The 13,543-nt window shown below is 35.8% G+C and carries 11 protein-coding genes; 4 read left to right on the top strand and 7 right to left on the bottom strand.

Features of this window, described 5'->3' with window-relative positions; genetic code table 11:
* Positions 1 to 8 precede the first annotated feature (8 nt).
* The 7 genes from FFWV33_RS12605 to FFWV33_RS12575 all read right to left on the bottom strand — a co-directional run bounded on the left by FFWV33_RS12605 (position 9) and on the right by FFWV33_RS12575 (position 9,226).
* Positions 9 to 953, bottom strand: a complete 945-nt coding sequence (locus FFWV33_RS12605; RefSeq protein ID WP_211316261.1) for a sugar phosphate isomerase/epimerase family protein — start codon at positions 951 to 953, stop codon at positions 9 to 11.
* A 362-nt stretch (positions 954 to 1,315) separates the two neighbouring features.
* Positions 1,316 to 2,788: a ketol-acid reductoisomerase gene (gene ilvC / locus FFWV33_RS12600; protein WP_108741231.1), complete on the bottom strand. Its 1,473-nt coding sequence runs from the start codon at positions 2,786 to 2,788 to the stop codon at positions 1,316 to 1,318.
* Between the two features lie 3 nt (positions 2,789 to 2,791).
* Positions 2,792 to 3,325: an acetolactate synthase small subunit gene (gene ilvN / locus FFWV33_RS12595; protein ID WP_108741230.1), complete on the bottom strand. Its 534-nt coding sequence runs from the start codon at positions 3,323 to 3,325 to the stop codon at positions 2,792 to 2,794.
* A gap of 103 nt (positions 3,326 to 3,428) precedes the next feature.
* A complete protein-coding gene (gene ilvB, locus FFWV33_RS12590; protein ID WP_108741229.1) occupies positions 3,429 to 5,126 on the bottom strand; it encodes a biosynthetic-type acetolactate synthase large subunit in 1,698 nt (565 codons plus the stop codon).
* An 86-nt stretch (positions 5,127 to 5,212) separates the two neighbouring features.
* The gene (gene ilvD / locus FFWV33_RS12585; RefSeq protein WP_108741228.1) at positions 5,213 to 6,886 is read right to left on the bottom strand and encodes a dihydroxy-acid dehydratase; all 1,674 of its coding nucleotides are present in this window, start codon (positions 6,884 to 6,886) and stop codon (positions 5,213 to 5,215) included.
* Positions 6,887 to 6,920: 34 nt separating this feature from the next.
* On the bottom strand, positions 6,921 to 8,039 hold the full coding sequence (gene leuB / locus FFWV33_RS12580; RefSeq protein WP_108741227.1) for a 3-isopropylmalate dehydrogenase: 1,119 nt from the start codon (positions 8,037 to 8,039) through the stop codon (positions 6,921 to 6,923).
* Positions 8,040 to 8,050: 11 nt separating this feature from the next.
* Positions 8,051 to 9,226, bottom strand: a complete 1,176-nt coding sequence (locus FFWV33_RS12575) for a 2-isopropylmalate synthase (protein WP_108741226.1) — start codon at positions 9,224 to 9,226, stop codon at positions 8,051 to 8,053.
* A 154-nt stretch (positions 9,227 to 9,380) separates the two neighbouring features.
* On the opposite strand from FFWV33_RS12575, the gene FFWV33_RS12570 reads away from it, so the two are divergent.
* From FFWV33_RS12570 to FFWV33_RS12555, 4 genes are all read left to right on the top strand, one after another.
* Positions 9,381 to 10,925, top strand: a complete 1,545-nt coding sequence (locus FFWV33_RS12570; protein WP_108741225.1) for a hypothetical protein — start codon at positions 9,381 to 9,383, stop codon at positions 10,923 to 10,925.
* Positions 10,926 to 10,952: 27 nt separating this feature from the next.
* Complete coding sequence (locus FFWV33_RS12565) at positions 10,953 to 11,903, top strand: isopenicillin N synthase family dioxygenase (protein WP_108741224.1); 951 nt, start codon at positions 10,953 to 10,955, stop codon at positions 11,901 to 11,903.
* A gap of 131 nt (positions 11,904 to 12,034) precedes the next feature.
* On the top strand, positions 12,035 to 12,367 hold the full coding sequence (locus FFWV33_RS12560; RefSeq protein WP_108741223.1) for a translation initiation factor: 333 nt from the start codon (positions 12,035 to 12,037) through the stop codon (positions 12,365 to 12,367).
* 146 nt (positions 12,368 to 12,513) lie between these two features.
* On the top strand, positions 12,514 to 13,380 hold the full coding sequence (locus FFWV33_RS12555) for a nucleoside phosphorylase (protein ID WP_108741222.1): 867 nt from the start codon (positions 12,514 to 12,516) through the stop codon (positions 13,378 to 13,380).
* Positions 13,381 to 13,543: the final 163 nt, after the last annotated feature.

Below are 13,543 nucleotides of genomic sequence, written 5' to 3'. Positions count from 1 at the left end.
TATAGTCGTTAAGCTTCTTTCCATAGTTTTTGAATGGTTACCAAGTCTTTTTTGATGGCGTCAAAAACTACTTTTTTGTCTACAGTAATGATTTCTTTTCCTTGTTCAGCTCCTCCCAAATCATATTCGATATGCAAAGAAACTGGAGGTTTTAGGTGGTGTTTTTTTAGTAATTTGAAATAGGTAGTAAAATCCACCATTCCCTCTCCTACTGGCACATTAATGGCCTGCCATTTCCCGTTTACAATTCCCCACTTAAAATCTTTTAAAACGATGACTTTGATTTTATCATGTAATAATCTAAATCCGTTTTCCCATGAATTCCCTCCCTCAGCTAAAGCGTGTCTAATGTCATATTGAGCGCCAAAATATTTTTGATCAACCGTTTGTAGAATCGTATCGACTTCCCAAAAAGAAGAACCTATTGCAATTCCGTCTACATTTTGATAACTACCTATAAGACCAAGTTCTTTATTTATCTGGCCTAGCTTTCGGACTTCTTCTTGGTAGAAAAGTAGCGAATCTTGCATAGACATACCATCTTTGTACTTGTACCAATTGGTACGGTAGACCTGTACTTTTGCCTCCGAAGCACATTTTAAGACCTCCATATCAAGGGGATTATTGACACTTTCAATAGCCGTTGTAATCAAATTACAATGGATGCCGCTTTTTTTAATGGCAGCAATAGCTAATGGCAAATCTGTGCGTACACGCTCTGGGAGTACGTGACCACCTGGACGAACGGTTAAATCAACACCGGAGAATCCCATTTCGGCCGCCATTTCACCAGTGGCTTTATAATCTAAAAACTGAAGGTGTTTAGAAAATATACTAACATCAAGGGAATCATTATCAGCAAAATCAAAAATACTAGGTAAGCAAAAGCTCGATAAAGGTAATATTCCTGCAGCACAGGCAGATTTTGTAATAAATTCTCGTCTTGTTGTCATGAAATCTATTTTAAAATGACTTTATAAAGTATTGCTTCTATTTGGATAACCAAATTGGTTTTCCAAATGTACTCTTTTTTTTGAAATATATATTCAAAATAGTTATCAGTAATTTCCAAAACAAATACTTATCGTTGTCTTGAAGTTGCGTGAAGGATAGTCCCGAGTTATCGGTCGAAATCCTTGTGGGGGCTGGCATTTATGCCCCCACAAGATTGCAACGAATAGCCTGACCCGTTCCCGATAGCTATCGGGATTACGAAGGGGCACGCCCAAAAATAACTGTAAATAAATCCTATATTAACGCAAAAAGGCTGCGTAAAAATACGCAGCCTTTCAAACTATTAAAATTGTATATTAAATTATACGATTTTTTTCATTGCAGTCATTGACTCTCTCAACCAAGCACCAACTTCTTCAACTGGGTGGTTTCTGATGATTGCATTTACTTCGATCAATTCTTTGTTGTCAACTCCGTTAGATGTGTTTCCGAATGGACGACCTACCATGTTTGATGGTGCATTTTTCACGTACTCAGCGATTAATGGTTTTGCAGCATGATCAAACAAATAACATCCGTACTCAGCAGTATCAGAGATTACACGGTTCATTTCGAACAATTTCTTTCTTGCGATTGTGTTAGCAATAAGTGGTGTTTCGTGTAAAGACTCGTAGTAAGCAGACTCTTCGATAATACCTGAATCTGTCATTGCTTCAAAAGCTAGCTCAACACCCGCTTTTACCATTGCAACCATCAAAGTTCCGTTATCGTAGTATTCTTGCTCAGAAATTTCAACGTCACCAGCTGGAGTTTTCTCAAAGTTAGTATCTCCTGTTGCAGCTCTCCAAGCCAACAAATTTTTATCATCATTGTTCCAGTCAGCCATCATTGTGCTAGAGAATTCTCCAGAAATGATATCATCCATATGCTTTTGGAATAATGGACGCATGATTTCTTTTAATTCTGCAGCTGCATTGAAAGCAGCAATTTTAGCAGGATTAGACAATCTGTCCATCATGTTGGTGATTCCACCATATTTCAATCCTTCTGTGATAGTTTCCCATCCGTACTGGATTAATTTTGAAGCATATCCAGCATCAATGCCTTCTGCTACCATTTTATCAAAACACAAGATTGAACCTGTTTGCAACAAACCACAAAGGATTGTTTGCTCACCCATTAAATCTGATTTTACCTCTGCTACGAAAGAAGAACGCAATACTCCTGCTCTATCTCCACCTGTTGCTACAGCATAGGCTTTAGCTTGAGCTAATCCGTCTCCGTTTGGATCATTCTCTGGGTGAACAGCGATTAAAGTTGGTACTCCAAATCCTCTTTTGTACTCTTCACGTACTTCAGATCCTGGACATTTTGGTGCACACATAATTACTGTTAAGTCTTTACGAATTTGCATTCCTTCTTCAACAATATTAAAACCGTGAGAGTACGCCAATGTAGCTCCTTGTTTCATCAAAGGCATGATTGCAGTCACTACAGCAGTGTGTTGTTTGTCTGGAGTTAAGTTACATACTAAATCAGCTGTAGGAATTAATTCTTCATATGTTCCAACAGTAAAACCGTTATCGGCTGCATTCATATAAGATGCTCTTTTTTGAGCGATAGCTTCAGCACGCAAAGCGTAAGAGATGTCTAATCCTGAATCTCTCATATTCAACCCTTGGTTTAAACCTTGAGCTCCACAACCTACAATAACTACTTTTTTTCCTTTTAAAGCAGTGATTCCGTCAGTAAATTCAGATTTATCCATGAATTCACAAACGCCTAATTGTTCTAACTGTAATCTAAGTGGTAATGAATTGAAGTAATTTGCCATTTTTTAGTATTTATTTATATTTAATTCTTGTAATAATGTTGATATCTCCATTGGTTCTTTCGAAACTGAAATTCGGCCTGAACGCACAAATTGCATGATTCCAAAAGGTTTTAATTTTTCGTGTACTTCTTCAATTTCAGAACGTCTTCCTGATTTTGAAATGACAAAGAATTTTCTTGAAACCGTAACGATTTCAGAATTGCTTTCTTTGATAATATTCTGAATTTGTCTTTCGTCGAAAAGCAAACTAGAATCTATTTTGAACAAAGCATTTTCGAGAAAAATAGTTTCATCATCTACATGATAAAATGCTTTAATCACCTCGATTTGCTTTTCTATTTGTCCTACTATATTTTGGACCCATTTCTCTGTCGTATCTACAACTATAATGAATCTTGAAACGTTTTCGATTTCTGATTCTGAAACATTAAGACTCAAAATATTGATATGTCTCTTCAAAAAGATACCTGAGATGCGATTCAACAACCCTACATTGTTTTCTGAATATACTGAAATGGTGAATGTTTTATTTTCCATTTTTTTTTGTTTAAAGTTTAAAAATTGTTTAAAGTTTAAAATTGTTTGGCAACTTAAAAGTTCCGTTATTAAACAACTTTAATCCTTAAACTATTAAACTATTTTATGATAATCTGATATCTGAAACCGAAGCTCCTGTAGGTATCATTGGGAATACGTTATTTTCTTTTTCTACCATAACCTCCAAGAAGTAAGCCTCTTTGGATGCCATCATTTCGGCAACCGCTTCGTCTAGTTCTTCTCTTTTGGTTACTTTTCTTGCTTTGATATAATACCCTTCTGCAATAGCGCAAAAGTTTGGATTAACCATTACGGTAGAAGCATATCTATTATCGAAAAACAATTCTTGCCATTGGCGAACCATTCCTAAAAATTCATTGTTTAGCACTACAATCTTAACCGGAACTTTAGTTTGGTTAATTGTACCTAACTCTTGAATGTTCATTTGAAAACCACCATCGCCAATTACGGCAACTACTTCGCGGTCTGGTCTACCCATTTTTGCTCCAATTGCTGCTGGCAAGGCGAAACCCATAGTTCCCAATCCTCCAGAAGTTACATTACTTTTGGTTTGGTTGAATTTTGAGTAACGACAAGTAAACATTTGATGTTGACCTACATCCGAAACCATAATAGCATCTGCATGAGAGTGCTTGTTAATCATTTCGATTGTTTCTCCCATTGAAATTCCTTTTCCATTGGTTGGTGCTAACTCTTCATTGATAACTGCCTCTAGTTCGATATCATAATGTCTTTTAAATTCATTATGCCATTCTGTATGCGATTTTTTTTCGATCAAAGGCAATAAAGCTGTTAAGGCGTCTTTCAAATCTGCTAAAACAGCAACTTCTGATTTTACGTTTTTATCAATCTCTGCTGGATCAATTTCGAAATGTAAAACTTTAGCTTGCTTTGCATACGTTTGTAAATTTCCGGTAACACGGTCATCAAAACGCATTCCAAGAGCGATCAAAACATCACACTCGTTGGTTAGCATATTAGGTCCATAGTTTCCATGCATACCCACCATACCAACATTTAAATCATGATCGGTAGGCAAAGCTGATAGTCCCAAAATAGTCCAAGCCGCTGGTATACCTGCTTTTTCAACCAATGCTTTCAACTCTGCTTCTGCTTCGCTCAAAACAATACCTTGACCAAAAATAATCATAGGCTTTTTGGCCTTATTGATAATTGCAGCAGCATCTTTAACTTTTTCTTCATTAAGAATTGGTTTTGGATGGTAGCTACGGATATCGGTACATTTTGTATAGCTAAAGTCTAATAAGTCAAATTGAGCATTTTTGGTAATATCAATCAATACTGGACCTGGTCGGCCTGATCGAGCGATATAAAAAGCTTTGGCCATGATCTCTGGAATCTCATGTGCTTCTGTAATTTGATAATTCCATTTGGTTACCGGAGTCGATATTCCGATAATGTCTGTTTCTTGAAAAGCATCAGAACCAAGCAAATGTTTCCCGACTTGTCCAGTAATACATACCAAAGGTGTAGAGTCAATTTGCGCATCTGCAATTCCAGTTACTAAGTTTGTTGCACCAGGTCCTGAAGTTGCGATACACACACCCACCTTACCTGTTGCTCTAGCAAAACCTTGTGCAGCATGTGCAGCACCCTGCTCATGACGTACAAGAACGTGATGCAATTGATCTTGAAATTTATATAATTCGTCGTAAACTGGCATGATTGCTCCTCCTGGATAACCATAAACCAAATTTGCGCCTTCTTCTAGTAAGCATCTTATAACGGCTTCTGCCCCGCTTATTTTAGTTGTTTCCATATTTTTATTTGCATTTGGCCATTAGCACTTGGCTTTTGGCTGGTAATACTTCATTTAGCAAATGGCTTATTGCCAAAAGCTAAAAGCTATTTATCAGTTACACATCCTTCAGATGCACTTGAAACCGATCTCATATATTTAAGTAAAACCCCTTGTTTGATTGGAGATACTGGTTGTTTCCATGCAGCTTTACGTTTTGCATATTCTTCATCAGAAATCTTCATATTGATGGTGTTGTTCACAGCATCAATGGTAATCACATCACCATTTTCGATTAAAGCTATTCCTCCACCTTCATAAGCTTCAGGAGTAACGTGTCCTACTACAAATCCGTGTGATCCTCCAGAGAAACGTCCGTCTGTAATCAAGGCTACTGTGTTTCCTAATCCAGCTCCCATAATAGCAGAAGTTGGTTTTAGCATCTCCGACATTCCTGGTCCACCTTTTGGTCCGCAGTAACGAATAATAACTACATTTCCTGGTTTTACTTCTCCACCTTGGATTCCTTTAATTACTTGCTTTTCTCCTTCGAAAACTACTGCTGTACCTTCGAAAAATTCACCTTCTTTTCCACTAATTTTAGCCACACATCCTTCAGAAGCTACGTTTCCGTACAATATCTGAATATTTCCAGTCGCTTTTAATGCTTTTTGAATTTCGAAAATAACCTCTTGACCGTCTTGTAAGTCAGGTACAGATGCTAAATTCTCAGCGATAGTTTTTCCAGTTACAGTCAAACAGTCACCGTGTAATAATCCAACTTTTAATAAATATTTCATTACTCCTGGAACACCACCAACATTGTGTAAGTCTTCCATTAGGTATTTTCCACTAGGTTTTAAATCAGCCAATAAAGGTGTTTTATCACTAATATCTTGAAAATCTTTAAGTGTCAATTCGATTCCTACTGAATGTGCCATTGCAATTAAGTGCATTACAGCATTTGTAGAACCTCCTAGAACTGCTACAATCGTAATTGCATTTTCGAATGCTTTACGAGTCATAATATCTCTAGGTTTGATATCTTTCTCCAATAATATTTTGATCGCTGCACCAGCATCAACACATTCTTGTTTTTTCTCTGGACTCAAAGCAGGGTTTGATGAGCTGTACGGCAAACTCATTCCCAAAGCTTCAATTGCAGATGACATTGTGTTTGCAGTATACATACCTCCGCAAGCACCAGCACCTGGACAAGCATTTTGAATTACACCTTTAAAATCCTCTGGTGTAATTGTATTTTTTATTTTTTTTCCTAAAGCTTCAAAAGCAGAAACGATATTCAAATCTTCACCTTTCCATTTTCCTGGGTGAATAGATCCACCGTATACCATAATAGATGGACGGTTTACTCTACCCATTGCCATCAAAGCACCAGGCATATTTTTATCGCAACCAGGAACAGCAATCAATCCATCGTACCATTGTGCTCCCATTACTGTTTCAATAGAATCTGCAATTACATCACGAGATACCAATGAAAAACGCATTCCGTCATTACCATTTGAGATTCCGTCACTAACACCAATTGTGTTAAAGATCAAACCTACTAAATCTTCTTTCCAGACACCTGTTTTAATATCTTTTGCCAAGTCGTTTAAGTGCATGTTACATGGATTCCCATCGTAACCCATACTTACAATACCTACTTGTGCTTTTTTTAAATCTTCTTCAGTTAGTCCAAGTGCATACAACATAGCTTGAGAAGCTGGTTGTGTTTCATCTTGAGTGATCGTCTTACTGTATTTATTTAATTCCATTATATATGTGTTTGTATCTGTCTTTTTTTTGTAATTATACTATTGTTGATTGTCCTATACTTACATTGTCATTGTTGAAGTATAATAAATCTTGCTTGTTTAGAATAAAATTGGAAACAAAATCTCCAACTTCATTCGTTCCGAATTTTGACTCTGGATTCAAGTCGGTGGTGACGACCTTCAAAGCAATTGCTTTTTCGACCGCTTCGTGTATTTTTTTTGCTTCTTTTACCAAACCAAAATGTTCTAACAGCAAAGCTGCTGATAAGATTGAGGCAAATGGATTAGCAATATTCTTCCCTTTAGCTTGGTGAAAAGTTCCGTGAACTGGTTCGAATAAAGTATGTGAAGCCCCAATAGAACTTGATGCCAACATTCCAATAGAACCCGTAATTACACTTGCAACCTCTGATAAAATATCACCAAATAAATTTTCGATAAGAATAACATCAAATTGCTTAGGTTTGGCAACGATTTGTTTGGCAGCATTATCTACAAATAAATAATTAAGTTCAACAGATGGGTATTCTTTACTTACCTCAGTTACCACTTTGCGCCATAATCTTGAAGTTTCCAATACGTTTGCCTTATCAATAAGTGTCACGATATTGTTCCTCTTTTGTGCTGCTTTAAAAGCCAAATGAGCAATTCTCAAAATTTGTTCCTCGGTGTATTTACACAAATCAGTGGCTACTTTTCCGTCTTCGCTCAAGGTTTTTTCATCGAAATAAATTCCGCCTGAAAGTTCTCTGTAAATCAGAAAATCAGTTCCTTCAATAATTTCTTTTTTCAAAGGAGAGCTAGAGAGTAAACCTTCATAAGGCTTGATTGATTTACTGTTTGCAAATAAACCTAGCGCGTTTCTCAATTGAAACAACCCTTGTTCTGGACGAATTTTCGCCTCTGGATCGTTGTCATATTTCAAGTCTCCGATAGCGCCAAATAGCACAGCCTCTGTATTCAAACATAAATTCAATGTTTGCTCCGGTAAAGGCTTTCCTGTTTTATCTATAGCCGCAGCTCCAATGAGAGCTTCTTCAAAAATAAACTCGTGGTCAAACATCAAAGCAGTTGCATTCAATGCTTTCATGGCTTGAAGAACTACCTCGGGACCTATTCCGTCCCCTGCAAGTACAGCTATTTTTAAATTCATGGCTTTTATTTTTAATTTCTAACTAAATCGTCTTGTAAATTAGAAGCTTCAATGATTTGATGTATATCATCATCCATTACTTCTTTCTTAATATCTGCGTATTTCAAAAACTCAACATAAACAAGGTCCAATTGCACTTTTGTCAATTCATAACCTACTTTTTTCGCTCTGTATGCCAAGGCTGCTCTACCGCTTCTTGCTGTCAAGATGATTGATGACTCATTCACACCCACTTCTAATGGATCCATGATTTCATAGGTCTCTCTGTTCTTAATTACACCATCTTGGTGAATTCCAGAACTGTGAGCAAATGCATTCGAACCAACAATTGCTTTATTAGGCTGCACCATCATCCCCATAGAATCTGATACCAAACGACTCATTTCGTTTAATTGCTTTGCATCAATATCAGTATATAAGTTTAGGTATGGGTGTTGTTTGAAAATCATTACCACTTCTTCAAGGGCTGTATTTCCTGCACGCTCACCTATTCCATTAATAGTACATTCAATTTGTCTTGCGCCGTTCATAGCACCTGCGATAGAATTTGCAGTCGCCATACCCAAATCGTTATGACAGTGGCAAGAAATCGTAACGTTTTCGATACCCTTTACGTTTTCTTTTAAATATTTAATTTTTTCACCGTATTCGTGTGGCAAACAATACCCTGTGGTGTCAGGAATATTAAGTACTGTAGCACCTGCTTTTATGACTTCTTCACAGACTCGAGCCAAGAAAGCGTTATCTGTTCTACCAGCATCTTCTGCATAAAACTCTACGTCTTCAACATAGGTTTTGGCGTGAGCTACTGCAAAGACTGCTCTAGCTATTATATCTTCAGGTGTTGTATTTAACTTGTGTATAATGTGTGATTGTGAGGTACCAATACCTGTGTGTATACGAGGTCTTTTGGCATGCTTCAAGGCTGCAGCTGCAACATCAATATCATTTTTTACTGCACGTGTAAGTCCACATACGGTTGCATTTTTTACAATTTTGCTAATCTCTGAAACAGATAAAAAATCACCAGGACTCGATACAGGGAATCCAGCTTCGATAACATCTACTCCCATTCCATCCAATCGTTCAGCAATAACGAGTTTTTGTTTGGTATCTAATTTGCATCCTGGAACTTGTTCTCCGTCTCTTAAAGTCGTATCAAAAATTTGAACTTTCTCTCTATTCATTTTAATTTATTTAATGTAATTTCACAACTTGGTAACAAATATACCTTTCATTACTTTATTATAAAAATCAAATTAATGAAATATACTGCTTATAAAGAAGATTAACTCTACTCAAAAAGCTGATTAACAATTACTTAAGTACTATTATTTTACAATGGCTAACCATCAAAAAGATTTTTTATTTGTCTTAATCAAATCCCTTTCAAAGTCTGAAAAACGTCAGTTTAAGATCTTTGCGAGTCGATTAGAGACAAGTTCCAATACAAAATTTATCGAATTATTCAATATCCTGGACAAATCGGAAGGTTATGACGAAAAAATTATACTCAAAAGTGGCATTATAAAAAAGGTGCAACTTTCAAATTTAAAATCTTATTTGTACAAGCAAATATTGGTTAGTATTCGATTAAATATTCCGAGTCAAAACATTCGATACCAATTACGTGAGCAAATTGATTTTGCTACCATTTTGTATAACAAAGGTTTATACAAACAAAGTTTAAAAATATTAGACAAAACAAAAATTCAGGCTCTCGAAAATGATGAAAAATACATCGCTTTTGAGATCGTAGAATTCGAAAAACTAATCGAGTCACAATACATCACACGCAGTATACAAGGGCGTGCAGATGAGCTCGTTATACAAGCAAAAGAGCTTAATTATCGAAACACCATTTCGAGTAAACTATCTAATTTATCGTTGCAATTGTACGGTACTATGCTCAAAACGGGCTATGTAAAAAATGACGAAGAATACCAGTATATTGACGAATATTTCAATAAACATATTGCCAAACTCGACGAAAATAAATTTGGTTTTAGAGAGAAATATTGGTTTTATAATGCCAATTTGTGGCGTAGTTTTTTGGTACAAGATTTTGTTGCCAGTTATAAATTTGCCTACAAATGGGTAACTCTATTTTATGACAATCCAAACATGATTTACCTCAATCCCGTTTTTTTTCTAAAAGGAAACAACTATTTTCTGGAGTCGGTTTTTATGTTGAAATACCAAACTAAATTCAAAAATTACTTGCAGCAACTCGAAGCGACTATCGAAGATCCTCGTTTTCCTGTCAATGACAATATTTCGTCACTTGCATTTTTATATTTATACAATAATAAATTAAATTACCATATCTTAGAAGGCTCGTTTCAAGAAGGCGAATATTTGATTCCGATTGTAATTGATAAAATTAAGATTCACAGCGATCACCTTGATGAGCATCACGAGATGTTGTTTTATTATAAGTTTGCATGCATCTATTTTGGATCAGACAAATTTAACGAGTGTATTTTTTACCTAGAAAAAATCATCAACAATAAGAATCTGACCATGCGTGAAGATTTAATGTGTTTTGCTCGTTTGTTGTACTTAATTGTCAACTATGAACTAGGAAAAGATTTGCACCTAGAAACGCAAATCAAAAACACGTATAAGTTCTTACTTAAAATGAATGATTTACATGAGGTTCAGAAAGAAATTATTCGCTTCATGCGAAATTTAAATTCGATCTATCCTTCTGACATTAAAAAGGAATTTATCAAAATGCGAGAGCGTTTTATAGAATTAGAAAAAATACCATACGAAAAAAGAGCTTTCCTATACCTTGATATTATTTCATGGTTAGAAAGCAAAATAGAAAACAAAAAAATTGGTGATATCATCAAAGAAAAAGCAAAAACTAACAACCGTTAAAAGACAATAATTTTAAAACACATAATCATGCAAAACATACCTAGCGTAGATTTAAGAGATTTTTTATCGAATGATCCTGAGAGAAAACAAAAATTTGTAAACGAAATAGGAGCTGCCTTTGAAGATATTGGATTTGTAGCTTTGAAAGGACATTTTTTAGACCAAAATTTAGTTGAAGAATTATATAGCGAAATAAGAAATTTTTTCCAGTTACCTTTAGAAACGAAACAAAAATATGAAGACTTAACCATAGGCGGACAAAGAGGCTATATCTCTTTTGGAAAAGAACATGCTAAAGGACGCAAAGAAGGTGATTTAAAAGAATTTTGGCATTTTGGTCAATACGTAGATGACAGCTCAAAATATGCCTCTGAATACCCAAAAAATATTGAAGTTGAAGAATTACCTCGTTTTAATGTAGCCGGAAAAGAAGCGTACCAAATGCTTGAAAAAACAGGAATTTATGTCCTTAGAGCTTTGGCATTACGTTTAGGATTGGACGAATTCTACTTTGACAAATATGCTGAAGAAGGAAACTCTATCCTACGCCCAATTCACTACCCACCTATTACGTCTGAGCCTGCAAATGCCATACGTGCAGCTGCTCATGGCGACATTAACCTAATCACTTTGTTGATGGGTGCTCAAGGAAAAGGATTGCAAGTACAAAATCATGATGGAGAATGGATTGATGCTATTGCACAACCAGATGAATTGGTGATTAATGTAGGTGATATGCTATCAAGACACACCAACAACAAATTAAAATCGACCATTCACCAAGTGGTAAATCCACCGAGAGAATTATGGGGAACATCTCGTTATTCTATTCCGTTTTTCATGCATCCTGTGAGTGATATGAAACTAAATTGTTTAGAAAATTGTATCGATGCCGAACACCCAAAACAATTTGAAGACATCACTGCTGGAGATTTTCTTTATGAGCGTTTAGTTGAATTAGGATTGATTAAAAAATAATATTTCATTGCATGCTTTTGGAACATTGATTAGAGAGATCTTAGAAATAAAAAAAGCTTTTTTTATCCGTAGTTTCGCTTTTCCGAATCCTTTTCATCAGTGTACCACTTATATGTTCAAATAAAATAAAAATGAATCTAGAAGACCAATTAAAAAACCTATTCCCGGATCATGTACCTAGTAATGAGCCCGAAGAAATTGACGATACACCTCACCAATTATACGTTCAAAAAGAACCTATGATTTGTAAATATGAAAAACGAAAAGGGAAAGCAACAACCATTATCGAAGGTTATGAGGGCGAGGATGAAGACTTTAAAATTTTGGCCAAGGAACTAAAAACCAAACTTAGTGTTGGTGGTAGTTTTAAGGATGGTGCCTTGATTTTGCAAGGAGATTATCGCGACAAAATCATGCAACTTTTAAAAGAAAAAGGATTTAAGGTAAAACGTGTGGGTGGCTAAAACCCCTTCCTTATTTCGCTTTCTTAAAAGTGGCAAAAAAATCAGTTTTTGATATTTTTGCCACTTTTTTTAACTAAATTTAGTTCTAGAAATAAAAAACTAACTTTTGGTCTTAAAGACGAAGAGTATAATTAAAAAATAAAAAAATGATAGCAGCATCAGAATTGATATTGAACCCAGATGGTAGTGTATACCACCTGAATATAAAACCAGAAAATATAGCCCACGACATCATCTTTGTAGGAGATCCTGATCGTGTCGAAAAAATTACGCAATTGTTTGATTCTGTAGAATTTTCGACTCAAAAAAGAGAGTTCAAAACTGAAACCGGAACTTACAAAGGCAAAAAAATTACAGTAATATCTACGGGAATTGGACCCGATAATATTGACATCGTATTAAACGAATTGGATGCTTTGGTCAATATTGACTTAACGACTCGTACCATAAAAGAAAAACATACAGCCTTAAACATTGTACGCATTGGAACCTCAGGATCATTGCAAGCTGACATTCCTGTAGATAGTTTTGTAATGTCAAAAATGGGATTGGGTCTAGATTGTATGCTTCGCTCCTACCAAGCCGATCACGTTACACATGCAACACTAGAAGACGCCTTTATCAAGCACACCAGCTGGAGTCCAGACAAAGGGAGACCTTATGCTGTATCCTGTTCTGAAAAACTCGAAAAACAATTTGAAAGTGATTCAATTTTCAAAGGAATCACAGCTACGGCCGGTGGATTTTTTGGACCACAAGGACGTATTTTACGTTTACCAATACAAGACGAAGGACTAAATAACAAAATGGACAGCTTCAGTCACAATGACGTTCGAATTACTAATTTAGAAATGGAAACAGCTGCCATCTACGGTCTATCTGCTCTTTTAGGACATCATGCCTTATCTCTAAATGCTATCATTGCTAATCGTGCCACAAAAACTTTCAGTAGTGATCCTAATCAGGCTACCATCAACTTGATTGATTATGCCTTAGAGCAATTGGTAAAATAGTGGGGACTTTTCTTCAAAAATTATTTCTAGCCTTAGGAGGTTTTTCATTGTGGATATATGCGTTATTCTGCTACCATGTAAGAAGCGTAGAATGCAATACCAGCTTAGCCTATCACCTGTTTGAAAATGACCCAATCAAAAACAAAAGCGGATTCTCTCCTGA

Source organism: Flavobacterium faecale (genome assembly GCF_003076455.1).
Classification (GTDB): Bacteria; Bacteroidota; Bacteroidia; order Flavobacteriales; family Flavobacteriaceae; genus Flavobacterium; species Flavobacterium faecale.
This window is presented reverse-complemented; position numbering and strand designations above follow the sequence as displayed.